We start from the raw sequence: 15258 nt of genomic DNA, 5'->3' as shown, positions 1-15258 counted from the left end.
GATGCGCGTCGACATCGTGTCGATCTTCCCGGAGTACTTCGCTCCGCTGGACCTGTCGCTGATCGGCAAGGCGCGGGCCAACGGCACGCTGCGGCTGGCCGTACACGATCTGCGGAGCTGGACCCACGACGTGCACCGCACCGTCGACGACACGCCGTACGGTGGCGGGCCCGGCATGGTGATGCGGCCCGAGCCGTGGGGTGCGGCGCTGGACGCCCTGGCCCCCGCCGAGTCGGCTGCGCCCCGGCTGCTGGTGCCGTCCCCGGCCGGCGTGCCGTTCACCCAGGCGCTGGCGTACGAGTTGGCCGCCGAGCCGCACCTGCTCTTCGCCTGCGGCCGGTACGAGGGCATCGACCAGCGGGTGCTCGACCACGCGGCGACCCGGATGCCGGTCACCGAGGTCAGCCTCGGCGACTACGTGCTCTTCGGTGGCGAGGTCGCGGTGCTGGTGATCCTGGAGGCGGTCGTCCGGCTGCTGCCCGGGGTGCTTGGCAACGCCGGCTCGTTGGCCGAGGAGTCGCATGCGCACGGGCTGCTGGAGGCGCCGATGTACACCAAGCCGGCGACCTGGCGGGGGCTGGACGTGCCGGAGGTGCTGCGCTCCGGTGACCACGGTCGGATCGCCCGCTGGCGCAGGGACGCAGCGTTGGCGCGTACCGCCCGACGTCGGCCCGACATGCTCGCCGCGCTCGACCCCGGGGAGCTGGACAAACGGGACGTGGCGGCGCTGGACCGGGCCGGGTTTCCGGTGCCCGGACCCGATGTGGCAAAGTAGAGGGGTTGCCGCAGTCGTCTGCGCCGTGGACGGCTGCGAGGATCCCCGACCGGGGTCTGGTGTCAGCGACCACCACCCGGGGATCAGTATCACCCATCCGCGCGCCGATTGACGGTGCGCCGTGAGCCTCACGAGGACGCAGCGATGAACATCCTGGACGCCCTTGACGCCCAGTCGAAGCGCACCGACCTTCCCGACTTCCGTGCCGGTGACACCGTCAAGGTGCACGCCCGGGTGGTCGAGGGCAACCGGTCCCGGGTCCAGATCTTCCAGGGCGTCGTCATCCGCCGCCAGGGTGACGGACTGCGCGAGACCTTCACCGTTCGCAAGCTCAGCTTCGGCGTCGGTGTCGAGCGGACCTACCCGATCAACAGCCCGGCGATCGACCGGATCGAGGTCGTGACCCGCGGTGACGTCCGTCGGGCCAAGCTCTACTACCTGCGTGAGCTGCGGGGCAAGAAGGCCAAGATCAAGGAGCTGCGCGAGAAGCAGCCGAGCTGACCTCGCTCTGCGCCACGCCGCCTAAGCTGCGCGTGTGTCGTACGCTCGGGGTCGCACTACCCTGGTCGTACGGGCGCAGCGCGGCGGCGACCCGCCGTGCACGGCGGGTGACCTCCACTACCGCCCGGGGAGTCTCGACGAGACTGCCGGGCGGTAGTCGTTTCTGTGGACCGGGGAGTGCGCGTGGTACAGGCGCTTGACGACAGCGGCTCGGTTGATCCTTGGCGTCGGCGCAGCCGGCGCAACAAGCCGCAGATGCCGCTCTGGCAGGAACTGCCGCTGCTGCTCGTCGTCGCCTTCTGCCTCGCCGTGCTGATCCGCACGTTCCTGCTCCAGGCCTTCTTCATCCCCTCCGGGTCGATGGAGGACACCCTGCTCGTCGGTGACCGCGTCCTGGTCAACAAGGTCGTCTACAACGTGCGGGATCCGCAGCGCGGCGAGGTGGTGGTCTTCCGGGGCACCGACAAGTGGGTCCCGCAGGTGGAGGTGGAGCCGGCCGACGGCTTCGTCGACCGCCTCGGCCGCACCGTCGGTGACCTGGTCGGGCTGAGCCGCCCCGGGGAGAAGGACTTCATCAAGCGCGTCATCGGGCTTCCCGGTGACCGGGTGAGCTGCTGTGACGACCAGGGGCGGCTGCTGGTGAACGGCACCCCGCTGGACGAGTCGGCGTACGTGTTGCGCGACTCGCCACTGGACCTGCCCCCCAACGCGCAGGAGTGCCGCTCCCGGCGGTTCGAGGAGATCGTGGTCCCGCCCGGGCAGATGTTCGTGCTCGGCGACCACCGTCTCGTCTCGCAGGACGCCCGCTGCCAGGGCACGGTGCCGATCGACAACGTGGTGGGACGAGCCTTCGCGGTGGTCTGGCCCTCCAACCGCTGGCACACCCTGCCCATCCCGGAGACGTTCGCCGACGTGCCGTCACCGGTCACGGCCACCGGCGGTGCCGCGCCGGCGGTGCGGCCCACCGCCGAGGGCGGTGCCTTCCTGGCACTTCCGATCGCAGCCGTACTCTCCGTTCTCGCGCGTTCGACGCGGTGGCACCGATCCGGGCAACGTAGGCTCCTCCCGTGATTGACGAGCAGACCGACAAGCCGCGCCACTCCTTCTGGAAGGAACTGCCCATCCTTCTCGGGGTGGCGATCCTGGTCGCGGTACTGGTGCGGGCCTTCGTACTGCAGACCTTCTTCATCCCGTCGCCGTCCATGGAGAACACTCTCAAGATCGACGATCGGGTGCTGGTCAACAAGTTGGTGTACAACTTCCGGACACCGCACCGCGGCGAGGTGATCGTCTTCAAGGCGCCCGTCGAGTGGAGCGGCAACCCCGCGGGCGAGGACTTCATCAAGCGGGTCATCGGCGTCGGCGGTGACCGGGTGGTCTGCTGCGACGCGCAGGACCGTCTGGTGATCAACGGGGTGCCGCTGGACGAGCCGTACATCTTCTCCTTCGACGGTCAGCGGGACAAGCCGGCGGACCAGGAGTTCGATGTCGTCGTACCGGAGGGTCGGCTCTGGGTGATGGGCGACCACCGCTCCGCCTCCGGCGACTCGCTGGAGCACTATCAGCAGTCCGGCGAGAACGTCACCGCGGCCACCATTCCCGAGAAGGACGTCGTGGGCCGGGCCTTCACCGTCTTCTGGCCGTTCAACCGGGCCACCCTGCTCACGGTGCCCGAGGGGTTCGAGGCGATTCCGGCACCCTGACGGTGCCGGCGGGCCGGCTGGGACGGCGACGTGGGCGTTGTCGGTGACGTCTGGCAGTCTGGTGCGGTGACGCGATACACCCCGAGGCGCGCCGCCCGGGTGCTCCTGGTCGACCGGGCCGATCGGCTGCTGCTCTTCCGCGGCTTCGATCCGGCCCAGCCGCAGGGCGGACGCTGGTGGTTCACCCCCGGCGGCGGTCTGGACCCGGGGGAGACGTACGCCGACGGCGCGGCGCGTGAGCTGGCGGAGGAGACCGGGTTGCGGTTGCCTGTGGCCGAGTTCGGTGAACCGGTGCACGCCGACATCACCGAGTTCTCCTTCGACGGGGTGTGGTACCGGCAGGAGCAGCGGTTCTTCCTGGTGCGGGTGGCCACCCACGAGGTGGACACCACCGGGTTCAGCGAGGCGGAGCGGGGCAGCGTGGACGGCTACCGGTGGTGGTCGGCCGAGGAGCTGCGCAGCACCGCCGAGCGGTGCTACCCGCAGGAGCTGTCAGCGATCCTGACCCGGGCGTTGACCGGCGCCCCGGCCACGGCCGGCGGTGCGCCGTGCTGACCCCGCCGCGCACGGTGGTGCGCCGGGAGGCCGGGCTCTACGCGCTGGAACGGGCCTTGCAGCGGCGTGGCTTCCGGCACGTCGCCGGTGCCGACGAGGCCGGCCGGGGCGCGTGCGCCGGGCCGCTTGTCGCCGCCGCTGCGGTGCTGCCGGAGGGGCGGCGGGGCGAGATCGACGGCCTGGCCGACTCCAAGCTGCTCACCCCGGCCAGCCGGGAGCGGGTGTACGACGAGGTGGTCGCGCGTGCCCTGGCGTACGCCGTGGTGGTCATCCCGGCCGAGGAGGTCGACGCCCGCGGGCTGCACGTGTGCAACCTGGCCGCGATGCGCCGGGCGTTGGCCTCGCTGACCGTGCGACCCGAGTACGTGCTGACCGACGGGTTCGGCGTCGACGGTCTGGACGTGCCCGGTCTCGCCGTGTGGAAGGGTGATCGGGTAGCGGCCTGCGTGGCGGCGGCGAGCGTGCTGGCCAAGGTGACCCGGGACCGGATCATGGTCGACCTCGACGCCGAGCACCCCGGCTACGGCTTCGCCGAGCACAAGGGGTACATCACCGCCGACCACACGGCGGCGCTGCGCGAGCACGGTCCGTGCCGGGAACACCGGTTCTCCTATGTCAACGTCGCTGCCGTCTCCGGCCTGGACGGCCGCCCGCCCCGCTCACGTCGACCGCTGGGCGCAAGCTGGGACGAGCCGATGGAGCGCTCAGGCTTCGCAGGGGGTACCGTCGGCGTGGCGTTGGGCGAGCAGCGTCAGCGTCCAGCGCCGGTGGGGGAAGATGTGGTCATGGAAGGCGGAGTGCGATGAGCGCGGAAGACCTCGAAAAGTACGAGACCGAGATGGAGCTGCAGCTCTACCGGGAGTACCGCGACATCGTCCGTCAGTTCTCCTACGTGGTGGAGACCGAGCGGCGGTTCTACCTGGCCAACCAGGTCGACCTGCACGTGCGCAACTCCGACGGCGAGGTCTACTTCGAGGTCGAGATGCATGACGCCTGGGTGTGGGACATGTACCGTCCTGCCCGGTTCGTCAAGAACGTCCGGGTGATGACGTTCAAGGACGTCAACGTCGAGGAGTTGGAGAAGCCCGACATCTCGCTGCCCGCCGACTCCGGCTTCGGCGGCTGATCCTCGGTCCGTTGTCGTCACGGCGGCCCCCACCCGCCCGTGATCGGTCCACATCGGCGTGCCCGGCCCCGTCCGGCTCTCCGCGTCGCCTCCGCAGCAGCCATCGCCCTCGGTCGCCGCGTCACGCCATAGCAGATCAACTGCGTCGGCGCGGTCTGTCCACAGGGCGTGGCGTCGTCCACAGGCGAGGCCGGCCGGGCAGCGAAGCCGCGCCGACGACGCGCACACTCGCCGCCATGGTGACCCGATCCGGCGCGCTCTGCGCCCTCCTGCTCGTGCCACTTGTCACGTACCCGCCGCCGCCCTCGTCGTCGCTGCCGACGGCGATGTCGCTGGCCGCCGATCATCAGGGCCTGGTCGTCTCGGCGTCCGCGCTGGTGCCGCCGTCCAGGGTCGTCGCGGCGGACAGCGTCGGGCGGTACCGGTGGCCGGTCGACGGGCAGCCCCGGCCGGTGCGCCGGTTCGATCCGCCGCCTCGTCCCTGGCTGGCCGGCCATCGTGGGGTGGACCTGCTCGCGCCGGCCGGCGCGACGATCCGGGCCGCCGGTGACGGCACGATCTCGTACGCCGGCATGGTCGCCGGCCGTCCGGTGATCTCGGTGGCCCATGCCGACGGGCTGCGCACCACCTACGAGCCGGTGGAACCGGCGGTCACCGTCGGCACGTCGGTGCATGCGGGCACCGTGCTGGGAGTTCTGCTGCCCGGCCACGCGGGCTGTCCGCAGGCCGCCTGCCTGCACTGGGGGTTGCGCCGGGGCGACGACTACCTCGACCCGCTGGCCCTGCTCGGTCTCGGCCGGACCCGGCTGCTGCCGCTTGCCGACGCGCCGCTCAGCGCTGGTCGAGCAGGGTGGGCAGTTGCACGGCGAGCCGGTCGTACTCGTCGGGCGAGTTGTACACCTGGCCGCACAGTCTCAGCCAGCCCCGCCCGTCCCAAGTGTTGACCGCGACCTGGGCGGCGAGCCGCTCGGCGATCCGGGCCCGCAGCGCCCGCGCGCCGTCCATGGTGGTGGCGAGGCCCGCCGGCAACGGGACGATCCGCATGGCGACCGTAGGTCCGCCGGGGTCGGGCAGGTCGGCCGGTCGCACGCCGAGAGCGTCCCCCACCACCCGCTGCCCGTACGCGGCCAGCGCCGCGTTGTGCGCACGCACCCGGTCCACGCCGAGCGTACGCAGGACGTAGAGCCCCACCGGGGCGCTCAGCCAGCCGGTGTAGTCCGCGGTCGCCTGCCACTCCACCCGGCCCGGGAAGCCCGCCTCCTGCTCCCAGGAGACCACCAGCGGTTCGACCCGCTCCCGCCAGGGCGGGGAGACCACGAGGACGGCCGTGCCCCGGGGCGCGTACCCCCACTTGTGCAGGTTGCCGACCCAGAAGTCGGCGCCGATGCTCTGCACGGTAGCCGGCAGCATGCCGGGCGCGTGGGCGGCGTCGACAAGCACCGACACGCCGTGTTCCCGTGCCACGCCGACGATGGCAGCCACCGGGAACAGTCGCGCCGTCGCCGAGGTGAGCTGGTCGACCACGACCAGTCGGGTACGCCCCGGACGCAGCCCGGACCGGACGATCTGCACGATCTCCTCGGTGGTCGCGGACAGCGGCACCCGCAGCACCCGATGGGTCGCCCCGGTGCGGTGACACTCCCGGCGGACGGCGAAGTCGACCGCACCGTAGCCGTGATCGGTGGTGAGCACCTCGTCGTCCGGGCGCAGCCCGACCGACTGCAACGCCACGGCCACGCCGGTGGTGGCGTTGACGGTCAGGGCGGTGCCGTCCGGGTCGGCGCCGAGGAAGCCGGCCAGGTGCCGGCGGGCGTGCGTGATCCGGTCGACCAGACCCTGGGTGAAGAAGCGCAGCGGATCGGCTTCCATCTCGTCGCGCAACCGCTGCTGGGCCCGCTGCACGGTGATCGGCACCGCGCCGAACGAGCCGTGGTTGAGGTGGCTGACCGCCGGGTCGAGGGAGAAGAGCAGACGAGCGCCCGGGATCGGCTCAGGAGGCAACGGGACGCTCACCGGATGATCGTAACGCTGTCCCCGGCCCGTCGTGATGGATCTTGTGCAGTCCCTAGGCGCGGGGATGGGCCTGGCGGTATGCGGCGCGGAGCCGGTCGACCGAGACGTGGGTGTAGACCTGCGTGCTGGCCAGCGACGAGTGCCCCAGCAACTCCTGCACCGCGCGCAGGTCCGCCCCGCCTTCGAGCAGGTGGGTGGCGGCCGAGTGGCGCAGCGCGTGCGGGCCGATCCGGGGCAGGCCGGTGGCCTGTGCGTACGCCCCGACGATCTGGCGGGCCGTCGTCGGGTTCAACCGGCCACCCCGGACGCCGAGGAGCAACGCGTCGCGGGAGCCCGGAACCACAAGCACCGGCCGTCCCCGCCGCAGCCACTCGTCGAGGGCCCGCTGGGCCGGCGAGCCGTACGGCACGACCCGTTCCCGTCCGCCCTTACCCCGGACCCGAACCACCCGCCGGCCATGGTCGATATCGGCGACGTCGATGCCGCAGGCCTCGCTCACCCGCACTCCGGTGCCGTAGAGCAACTCCAGCAGCACCCGGTCCCGCAACCGCACCGCCTCGGCGACCACTTCTTCCGCCCCGGCACCGTCCCCGGTCTCAGCGGCGACCGGCCCGCCGGCGGTGCCGTGCCCGTCAGCGGTGGGGTGGGCATCGGCGGTGCGGTGTCTGTCGGCGTGGTCATCAACGGGGTGGTCATCAACGGGGTGGTCGTCGGGGGTGGGGTGAGTGGGGCTGGTGCTGTTGCGGGTCGGTGCCTCGACGAGGAGCGCGGCCTGGTCGGTGCGGAGCACGGTGGGCAGGGTGCGCTGCGGACGGGGACTGGCCAGCGTGGCGGCCACGTCGGTGGGTAGCAGCCCGCCCCGGTGCGCCCAGGCACTGAAGGTGCGTGCCGCCGCTGCCCGCCGGGCCAGCGACGCCCGGGCCGCTCCCATCGTCCGCTGTTTGGCCAGCCAACTGCGTACCGTGTCAAGGCTCAGCTCAGCCACCTCGGCGCAGCCCATCCGGTGGGCATGATCCAACAGGGACACCAGATCGGCGACGTACGCCCGCACGGTGTGGGCCGAGCGGTTGCGGACCGAGGCGAGGTGTCGGGCGAACTCGTCCACCGCGTCCCGCAGCGGCTCCGGCAGCGCCGCGTGCACGGCCCGGGTGCCGCGGGTGTTGCGGTCTTCGGTACCCCCCACGCGGCCCAGCCTAGGACGAGGCGGTGGCGCCCGCGAACCTGCCGCGCACCGATACTGCCGCTCAGCCTGCGCGGCGCGGCGGGACCAGGGCGTAGCCGTCGTCGCGGCGTACCACCAGGGCCAGCTCCTCCAACAGGGACATCTTGCGCAGCACCGTGCGTACGGCCAGGCCGGCTCGGGCCGCGAGGTCGTCCACGCCGATCGTGCCTCGGCGGGGCATCGCCTCCACGATCGCCCGCGCATCGTCGTCGATCACATCGGTGGGTCGGTCCGGGCCGCGCGGCACCGGGGCCAACTCGCCGATCCGGCCCACCTCCTCCAGCACGTGGGCGAGACCGGTCACCAGGCGGGCCCCCGGCTCCTCGCGCAGGATCTCGTGCGTGCCGACCGACATCGCCGAGGTGACCGGGCCGGGCACCACCATCGCCGGCCGGTTCAGGGCGAGGGCTCGTCTGGTGGTCTGGGTCGCGCCGCTGCGGGCCGCCGCCTCCACCAGGACGGTGCCCTTCGTGCCGGCCGCGATCACCCGGTTGCGGATGAGGAAACGGGGACGAAGCGGCTCGGCGGCCGGTGGCCACTCGCTCACCAGCAGCCCCGAGTCGGCGATTCGGTCGAACAACGCCGTGTTGCCCACCGGATAGGGGCGATCGACGCCGCAGGCGAGCACCGCGACGGTCCGGCCACCCGCACTCAACGCACCTCGGTGCGCGGCGGCGTCGATGCCGAACGCGCCGCCGGAGACGACCGTCCAGTCCCGGTCGGCCAGGCCGTAGCCCAACTGCCGGGCGACGTGCAGACCGTACGGCGTGGCGGCTCGCGCCCCCACCACGGCCACGGACCGGTCCAGCGCCTCGGCCAGCGGCCACGGTCCGCGTACCCAGAAGCAGAGCGGTGGGGCGGTCTCCCGGTCGACCCGGCGGCGCGCGTCGGAGAGCCGAAGCTTGCGGAGTTCCTCGACCGTGCCGGGCCATTCGTCGTCGCCGGGCACGACGACCCGGGCGCCGAGTCGTTCGCCGCGATCGAGGGCCTCGGCGGCGATGGCCCGGGCGTCTCCGGCCCGGCTGCGTGCCGCCACGCTGTCGCGCAGGTCCTCGTACGGCGCGGCGCCGTCGAGCAGCAACTCCAGGGCGGCCACCGGGCCGAGTTCGGTGACCAGCGCGTACACCGAGCGGGTGCCCGGCTCGGCCAGCCAGGTCAACGCGACCCGGGCCAGCGTCGTCTCGTCGTACCTGCTCATATTGCCTCTCCCGTCCTGAGGTGGATGGCCTCGCCGACGTCGTGCCGGTCCGGTCGGGCGCGCCCGTCGAGGTCGGCGATCGTCCAGGCGAGCCGGATGACCCGGTCGAAGCCGCGGGCGGAGAGCGACCCCGAATCCAGCCGGGCCCGTAGTTCGGCGGTGTCGGCGGCGGGCAGCTGCCACGGCGGCCGGCGCAGCCGCGTGCCGGGCACCTCAGCGTTGAGTCGGCGGCCCAACGCCGACCAGCGATCCGCCGCCGCGGCACGGGCGGCGACCACCCGGGCCGCCACCGCCGTGGAGGACTCCTGCGTGCCGGCCTCCATGAGTTCGGCAGCGCGCATCGGCAGCAGCCGCACCTGCAGGTCGATCCGGTCGAGCAGCGGACCGGAGAGCCGGGCCAGGTAGCGGCGGCGGGCCTGCGGGGGACACTCGCAACGGTCGTCGCCGGCCGGGTTGGCGCATGGGCACGGATTCGCCGCGATCACCAGCTGGGCCTGGGCGGGGTATTCCGCGCCGCCCCGGCTGCGGGCCAGGTGCACCCGGCCGTGCTCCAGCGGTTGGCGTAACGCTTCCAGGGCGGCACGACTGAATTCCGGAGCCTCGTCGAGGAAGAGGACCCCTCGGTGGGCCAGTGAGATCGCGCCGGGCCGGGCCAGTCCTGGCCCACCGCCGACGATGGCGGGGATGGTCGCGGTGTGGTGCGGGGCCTGGAACGGCGGGCGGCGCAGCAGCCCACCGTCCGCCGGCAACAGCCCGGCGATCGAGTGCAGGGCGGTGACCTCCAGCGCGGCGTCGTCGTCCAGCTCAGGAAGGATTGACGGCAGACGCTCGGCCAGCATCGTCTTGCCGGCACCCGGTGGGCCGATCAGCGCCAGGTGGTGGCCGCCGGCGGCAGCCACCTCCAGGGCTCGACGGCCGAGCCCCTGCCCGGCCACCTCGGCCAGGTCGGGACCGGAGGTGGCGGGTGCCGGTACGTGGGTCGGCGGCTCGATCAGTGGCGCACCGTCGCGGACGAACGCGATCAGCCGGTGCAGGGTGTCCACGCCCCGGACGCGCAGCCCGGGCACCACGGCGGCCTCGGCGCTGTTGGCGGCCGGCACGATCACCCGCTCGACGCCGGCCCGGGCCGCGGCGGCGGCCATCGGCAGGACGCCCCGTACCGGCCGGACGGTCCCGTCCAGGCCCAGTTCGCCGAGGATCACCACGCCGTCCAGCGGTGCCAGGGGCAACTCGCCGGAGCCACCGAGCAGTGCCACCGCGATCGCGAGGTCGAAGGCCGAGCCGAACTTGGGCAGGGTGGCCGGTAGCAGGTTGAGGGTGATGCGGCGGTTCGGCCAGCGCTGACCCGAGTTGACCACGGCGGCCCGCACCCGGTCGCGCGCCTCGTGCAGCGCGGTGTCCGGCAGCCCGGAGATGACCACTGCGGGCAGGCCGGGCGCGAGATCCGCCTCCACCTCCACCAGGTGACCGGTGACGCCGACCAGGCCGACGCAGAGCACCCGGGCGTAGCTCATCAGAACGCTCCCTTGAGATGCTCGACCTGGGCCCGGCCGGCGCGCGGCAGCAGCACCGAGACGACGTCGAAGCGGATCTCGTCGGCGGTGGTGCCGGTGGCCGCCAGCCACGCGGCGGCGAGCCGACGCAGCCGGCGGGCCTTGTGCCGGACCACCGCCTCGGCCGGGGTGCCGAAGTCGTGGTTGCGGCGGGTCTTCACCTCACAGATGACGAGCACCGGCCCGTCCCAGGCGACGATGTCGATCTCACCGGAGGGGCAGCGCCAGTTCCGGGCCACCGGGCGCAGCCCTGCCTCGATCAGGTGTCGGACGGCGCATCGTTCCCCGTACCCGCCGACCGCCTGGTTCCGCTTGGTCATGGCCGGCACCCTGCCCGCAGCGGGCCGGTCGAGGTGCCCCCACCGGTGCGGCCTGTGGACGACCGGAGGTGCTGTGGACAGACAAACGATCATGCCCTCGGTGTGCTAAAGCGAAGCTGAGTGACGAATCAGCTTCTTACTCTGCGTACCCGGTCGAATTGCCCTTCCCCGCCGCTGGCCAGGGCCGGGGTCGAATGGCGGTCGGTCGGCCGGTCGCATACGGTGCCGGGCGTGGACGGACGACGTAGCTTTGCCGATGACCACGAGTCGGGTTGGTATCCCGGTGACCGCGACCACGGTTACGGCGACCCGGACTGGCGCGATACCGCCCAGGCGCGGTACCGGGACGACACGCCGGTGCCCCCCGAGCAGCGGATCGACGACGAGGACCGGTACGACACCGCCGCGCGACGTTTCGGTGGGGTGGACCCGCTCGCCGACATCCCGGCGGAGCCCGAGCGCTATCGGGCCTCACGCGCCCGACGAGCCGGGTCGACCGATCCGGACGTTTCGGGCGAGTTGCCCACCGAACGTCCGGGTAGGCGTGCCGCCCGGGAGACCACCGCGCCGGTCGGCGCAGACCCGTTGCTGAACGATCCGGCCCCGTTCGCTCCGGTGGTGAGCGATCCGGCGCCGTTCGCGTCGGCGGTGGACGAGCCGGCCCCGCTGGCGTCGGTGGTGGGTGACCCGGCCCGGTCCGTGCCGCTGACCGGGTACCCGATCGTGGAGGCGAAGCGGGGCACGGAGGCGATGAATCCGCTGGAGCAGCCGACCGGGCCGATGCCGCCGGTGGCGCCCCGGGGCGACCTGGCGGCGGGAAACACCGGCGACCAGCAGGCCGCCGGGGACACCGGATTCCGGCCGACGACCGGGGAGGGCGGCTACCAGGTGCCGGGCGTACCGGCCGGGCCGCCCAGCGGCGACGGCGTCTACCGGACCCGCCGGCCGGTGCTGGCCGTACTCTTCGCCGTCCTGGTGGTGATCTTCGAGGTGCCGGCGTTGCGGGTGTTGCTGCACGGGGCGACCGCGGACCCGGTCTCCGCCGCCGACGTGCTCGTGGGCACCTTCCTGGTGGCCGGTCTGCCGATCTTCGCGGTCGGCCTGTACGGGCTGCGGACGACCGGGTTCTCGCTCGCCGACGGGGCGCGTGGCTGGCTGCGGCCGCCGACGGCCTACCTGACGGTCGGGCTGGCGCTCTTCCTCGCTGCGGCGCTCGCCGCCGGCTGACCTCGCGTTCGGCGGTTGTTAACAAGGGGCCCTTCCTCTACCGCAGGCGTTAACAAGGGCCCCTTCCTTGCACCCGGGGGTCGGGCGGCGGGGCGGGCGCGTACACTGGTCGACTGGCGACCGCCTCGCGCGGTCGACCTCGCGTGCCCTCCTCACGAAGTCGTCGTGCGGCGGCGGCCTCCCTGGTCCCGACCCTGTCGGGCCCATCCTGGCCGACGACCGGGCACCAGGCCACTCGGCCGCCGGCCGAGCGGACGAACCAGGGACCCCAAGGAGTACGAACCATGGCCGTCGTGACCATGCGTCAGCTGCTGGAAAGTGGTGTTCACTTCGGGCACCAGACCCGGCGCTGGAACCCGAAGATGAAGCGCTTCATCTTCACCGAGCGCAATGGCATCTACATCATCGACCTGCGCCAGACCCTCGACTACATCGAGAAGGCGTACGAGTTCGTGCGCAACACGGTGGCCGAGGGCGGCAGCATTCTGTTCGTCGGCACCAAGAAGCAGGCCCAGGAGGCCATCGCCGAGCAGGCGACCCGGGTCGGCCAGCCGTACGTCAACCACCGCTGGCTCGGCGGCATGCTTACCAACTTCCAGACGGTGTACAAGCGGCTGCAGCGGATGAAGGAGCTGGAGGCCCTCGGTGACCTCAGCGGCACCGCCGCCGGCTACACCAAGAAGGAGACCCTGCAGCTCTCCCGCGAGAAGATCAAGCTCACCAAGACCCTCGGTGGTCTGCGGGACATGCAGAAGCTCCCGGCCGCGGTCTGGATCGTCGACACCAAGAAGGAGCACATCGCCGTCGACGAGGCCCGCAAGCTGGGCATCCCGGTGATCGCGGTGCTCGACACCAACTGCGACCCGGACGAGGTCGACTTCCCGATCCCGGGTAACGACGACGCGATCCGCTCGGCCGAGCTGCTGACCAGGGTCGTGGCCGCCGCCGTCGCCGACGGCCTGATCGCCCGTTCCGGTCGTCGCCGTGGTGGCGACGAGAAGCCGGAGGCGGGTGTCGCCACCGACGAGCCGCTGGCCGAGTGGGAGCGCGAGCTGCTCGAGGAGCCCAAGAAGGCCGACGAGGAGCCCGCCGCCGAGCAGGCCCCGGCCGAGCAGGCTCCCGCCGAGCAGCCGGCGGCCGTTTCCGGCCAGTGATTCCGCCGCCGTCCGGTCACCGTCGGTTCGCCGATGGTGACCGGCGGCGACCAGGTCGGCACGAACTTCCCGAATCCGGGTAACCGGCACCTCAGACCATCCCATCGCAATCTCAACACCGAAGAGAGAGCCATGTCCCAGATCACCGCCGCGGACGTCAAGAAGCTCCGCGACCTGACCGGCGCCGGCATGATGGACAGCAAGAAGGCCCTGACCGAGGCCGAGGGCGACTTCGACAAGGCCGTCGAGATCCTGCGCGTCAAGGGCGCCAAGGATGTCGGCAAGCGGGCCGGTCGTACCGCCGCCAACGGGCTGATCGCCCACGCCGGCCAGGCCATGCTCGAGCTCAACTGCGAGACCGACTTCGTCGCCAAGAACGACGCCTTCATCGCCCTGGCCCAGCAGCTGGTCGAGCACGGTGAGCGTTCCGGCGTGAGCAACGCCGAGGAGCTGCTGGCCAGCGAGATCGACGGCCGTCCGGTCGCCGATCTGGTCCAGGAGCAGTCCGCCAAGATCGGCGAGAAGCTGGTGCTGAACCGCTTCGCCAAGCTCGACGGCACGGTCGCGGTCTACCTGCACCGCAAGGCCCAGGACCTGCCCCCGGCGGTCGGCGTGATGGTGCAGTACACCGGCAAGGCCGACGAGGCCGCCGACGCCGACGCCCGTGGTGCGGCCATGCAGATCGCCGCGATGCGTCCGCAGTACCTCACCCGTGACGAGGTGCCGGCCGAGGTCGTCGAGTCCGAGCGGCGTATCGCCGAGCAGACCGCCCGCGAGGAGAACAAGCCCGAGGCGGCGCTGCCGAAGATCGTCGAGGGCCGGGTGAACTCCTTCTTCAAGGATTTCGTCCTGCTGGAGCAGTCGTCGGTCACCGACAACAAGAAGACGGTGAAGCAGGTGCTGGCCGAGGCCGGCATCGAGGTCACCCGATTCGTGCGGTTCGAGGTCGGCCAGGCCTGAGCCGCCGTCGGGCGCGCCGCGCCCGTGGGCTGAGCAACGACACGACGAGGAGGCCGCCGGTGTACGCGACAAGCACCGCGGCCTCCTCGTCCCATAAGGTCGGCAGCGGCAGATACGCACCCGGTGCACCGGTGGGGGAAGGACGGGCGGATGACGCAGGTTGTGAGTGACCGGACGCTGGCGGCGGACGACCCGACGGCGCCACCGCCCGGCCGGTCCCGGCGGGTGGTGTTGAAGCTTTCCGGCGAGGTGTTCGGCGGCGGTGCGATCGGCGTCGACCCGGACGTCGTACAGGCCATCGCCCGGCAGATCGCCACCGTGGTACGACGCGGGGTGCAGGTCTCTGTGGTGGTCGGCGGTGGCAACTTCTTCCGGGGCGCGGAACTGCAGAAGCGGGGCATGGACCGGGCCCGGGCGGACTACATGGGCATGCTCGGCACCGTGATGAACTGCCTCGCGTTGCAGGACTTCCTGGAGAAGGAAGGCATCGAGACCCGGGTGCAGAGCGCCATCACGATGGCCCAGGTCGCCGAGCCGTACATCCCGCTGCGCGCGATCCGGCACCTGGAGAAGGGCCGCGTGGTCATCTTCGGCGCCGGGGCGGGCATGCCGTACTTCTCCACCGACACGGTGGCCGCGCAGCGTGCGCTGGAGATCCACGCGGACGTGGTGCTGATGAGCAAGAACGGCGTCGACGGGGTCTACACCGCTGACCCGCGGATCGACCCGACCGCCAGCAAGTTCGACTCGATCACCTTCTCCGAGGTGCTGCGCCGCAACCTGCGGGTCGCCGATGCCGCCGCCTTCAGCCTCTGCATGGAGAACGGCCTGCCGATGCTGGTCTTCGGCGCCCAGGGAGACGACACCATCGTCCGGGCGGTGGGCGGCGACAAGATCGGCACGCTGATCACCACCTGAAGCGACCGTCGACCTCACCCCGACGGTCCCGGT

16 protein-coding genes and 1 pseudogene are annotated in these 15258 nt (G+C 72.0%); 12 read left to right on the top strand and 5 right to left on the bottom strand.

All coding sequences use genetic code 11. From position 1 onward, the window contains the following. Position 1 precedes the first annotated feature (1 nt). From trmD to EG812_RS11100, 8 genes and pseudogenes are all read left to right on the top strand, one after another. Positions 2 to 775, top strand: coding sequence for a tRNA (guanosine(37)-N1)-methyltransferase TrmD (gene trmD, locus EG812_RS11135; RefSeq protein WP_013732103.1), 774 nt, complete (start codon positions 2 to 4; stop codon positions 773 to 775). Between the two features lie 144 nt (positions 776 to 919). Continuing rightward, positions 920 to 1276: a 50S ribosomal protein L19 gene (gene rplS / locus EG812_RS11130; protein WP_013732104.1), complete on the top strand. Its 357-nt coding sequence runs from the start codon at positions 920 to 922 to the stop codon at positions 1274 to 1276. Positions 1277 to 1459: 183 nt separating this feature from the next. Next, positions 1460 to 2334, top strand: a pseudogene (gene lepB / locus EG812_RS11125) (signal peptidase I). A 9-nt stretch (positions 2335 to 2343) separates the two neighbouring features. Continuing rightward, complete coding sequence (gene lepB, locus EG812_RS11120; RefSeq protein ID WP_013732106.1) at positions 2344 to 2979, top strand: signal peptidase I; 636 nt, start codon at positions 2344 to 2346, stop codon at positions 2977 to 2979. A 66-nt stretch (positions 2980 to 3045) separates the two neighbouring features. Then, positions 3046 to 3534 carry an NUDIX hydrolase gene (locus tag EG812_RS11115; RefSeq protein WP_043723325.1) on the top strand — a complete coding sequence of 163 codons (489 nt, stop codon included), beginning with the start codon at positions 3046 to 3048 and terminating at the stop codon, positions 3532 to 3534. Then, positions 3528 to 4340: a ribonuclease HII gene (locus EG812_RS11110; protein ID WP_126711517.1), complete on the top strand. Its 813-nt coding sequence runs from the start codon at positions 3528 to 3530 to the stop codon at positions 4338 to 4340. The genes EG812_RS11115 and EG812_RS11110 overlap by 7 nt, the downstream gene beginning before the upstream one ends. Then, positions 4337 to 4660, top strand: coding sequence for a DUF2469 domain-containing protein (locus EG812_RS11105; protein WP_007075222.1), 324 nt, complete (start codon positions 4337 to 4339; stop codon positions 4658 to 4660). Before EG812_RS11110 ends, EG812_RS11105 begins: the two co-directional genes overlap by 4 nt. Before the next feature lie 236 nt (positions 4661 to 4896). Continuing rightward, positions 4897 to 5604, top strand: coding sequence for a M23 family metallopeptidase (locus EG812_RS11100; RefSeq protein ID WP_043719933.1), 708 nt, complete (start codon positions 4897 to 4899; stop codon positions 5602 to 5604). Here EG812_RS11100 and EG812_RS11095 read toward each other — a convergent pair. The 5 genes from EG812_RS11095 to EG812_RS11075 all read right to left on the bottom strand — a co-directional run bounded on the left by EG812_RS11095 (position 5492) and on the right by EG812_RS11075 (position 10966). Then, complete coding sequence (locus EG812_RS11095; protein WP_126711516.1) at positions 5492 to 6673, bottom strand: aminotransferase class V-fold PLP-dependent enzyme; 1182 nt, start codon at positions 6671 to 6673, stop codon at positions 5492 to 5494. The genes EG812_RS11100 and EG812_RS11095 overlap by 113 nt on opposite strands. Positions 6674 to 6725: 52 nt before the next feature. Next, positions 6726 to 7856, bottom strand: a complete 1131-nt coding sequence (locus tag EG812_RS11090; protein WP_126711515.1) for a tyrosine recombinase XerC — start codon at positions 7854 to 7856, stop codon at positions 6726 to 6728. Between the two features lie 61 nt (positions 7857 to 7917). Next, positions 7918 to 9093: a DNA-processing protein DprA gene (locus tag EG812_RS11085; RefSeq protein WP_013732112.1), complete on the bottom strand. Its 1176-nt coding sequence runs from the start codon at positions 9091 to 9093 to the stop codon at positions 7918 to 7920. Then, entirely contained in the window at positions 9090 to 10607 is a 1518-nt protein-coding gene (locus tag EG812_RS11080; RefSeq protein ID WP_013732113.1) for a YifB family Mg chelatase-like AAA ATPase, read from the bottom strand. The genes EG812_RS11085 and EG812_RS11080 overlap by 4 nt, the downstream gene beginning before the upstream one ends. Continuing rightward, positions 10607 to 10966 (bottom strand): YraN family protein, encoded by a 360-nt coding sequence (locus EG812_RS11075; RefSeq protein ID WP_013732114.1) that lies wholly within the window; start codon positions 10964 to 10966, stop codon positions 10607 to 10609. The genes EG812_RS11080 and EG812_RS11075 overlap by 1 nt, the downstream gene beginning before the upstream one ends. Positions 10967 to 11188: 222 nt before the next feature. Here EG812_RS11075 and EG812_RS11070 point away from each other — a divergent pair, with 222 nt between their 5' ends. The 4 genes from EG812_RS11070 (at position 11189) to pyrH (ending at position 15225) form a co-directional block, all read left to right on the top strand. Further along, positions 11189 to 12193 carry a hypothetical protein gene (locus EG812_RS11070; protein WP_043719937.1) on the top strand — a complete coding sequence of 335 codons (1005 nt, stop codon included), beginning with the start codon at positions 11189 to 11191 and terminating at the stop codon, positions 12191 to 12193. A 284-nt stretch (positions 12194 to 12477) separates the two neighbouring features. Continuing rightward, positions 12478 to 13347, top strand: a complete 870-nt coding sequence (rpsB, locus tag EG812_RS11065; RefSeq protein WP_013732116.1) for a 30S ribosomal protein S2 — start codon at positions 12478 to 12480, stop codon at positions 13345 to 13347. A 132-nt stretch (positions 13348 to 13479) separates the two neighbouring features. Next, positions 13480 to 14307: a translation elongation factor Ts gene (gene tsf / locus EG812_RS11060; protein WP_013732117.1), complete on the top strand. Its 828-nt coding sequence runs from the start codon at positions 13480 to 13482 to the stop codon at positions 14305 to 14307. 150 nt (positions 14308 to 14457) lie between these two features. After that, positions 14458 to 15225: a UMP kinase gene (pyrH, locus tag EG812_RS11055; RefSeq protein WP_013732118.1), complete on the top strand. Its 768-nt coding sequence runs from the start codon at positions 14458 to 14460 to the stop codon at positions 15223 to 15225. Positions 15226 to 15258: the final 33 nt, after the last annotated feature.

It is taken from the genome of Verrucosispora sp. FIM060022 (assembly GCF_003977705.1).
GTDB lineage: Bacteria > Actinomycetota > Actinomycetes > Mycobacteriales > Micromonosporaceae > Micromonospora > Micromonospora gifhornensis.
This window is presented reverse-complemented; position numbering and strand designations above follow the sequence as displayed.

Excerpts from the sequence above, each read along its gene's own strand:
- trmD (WP_013732103.1), top strand. The coding sequence starts at position 2 with ATGCGCGTCGACATCGTGTCGATCTTCCCGGAGTACTTCGCTCCGCTG.
- rplS (WP_013732104.1), top strand. The coding sequence starts at position 920 with ATGAACATCCTGGACGCCCTTGACGCCCAGTCGAAGCGCACCGACCTT.
- EG812_RS11105 (WP_007075222.1), top strand. The coding sequence starts at position 4,337 with ATGAGCGCGGAAGACCTCGAAAAGTACGAGACCGAGATGGAGCTGCAG.
- EG812_RS11100 (WP_043719933.1), top strand. The coding sequence starts at position 4,897 with ATGGTGACCCGATCCGGCGCGCTCTGCGCCCTCCTGCTCGTGCCACTT.
- EG812_RS11085 (WP_013732112.1), bottom strand. The coding sequence starts at position 9,093 with ATGAGCAGGTACGACGAGACGACGCTGGCCCGGGTCGCGTTGACCTGG.
- EG812_RS11080 (WP_013732113.1), bottom strand. The coding sequence starts at position 10,607 with ATGAGCTACGCCCGGGTGCTCTGCGTCGGCCTGGTCGGCGTCACCGGT.
- EG812_RS11075 (WP_013732114.1), bottom strand. The coding sequence starts at position 10,966 with ATGACCAAGCGGAACCAGGCGGTCGGCGGGTACGGGGAACGATGCGCC.
- rpsB (WP_013732116.1), top strand. The coding sequence starts at position 12,478 with ATGGCCGTCGTGACCATGCGTCAGCTGCTGGAAAGTGGTGTTCACTTC.
- tsf (WP_013732117.1), top strand. The coding sequence starts at position 13,480 with ATGTCCCAGATCACCGCCGCGGACGTCAAGAAGCTCCGCGACCTGACC.
- pyrH (WP_013732118.1), top strand. The coding sequence starts at position 14,458 with ATGACGCAGGTTGTGAGTGACCGGACGCTGGCGGCGGACGACCCGACG.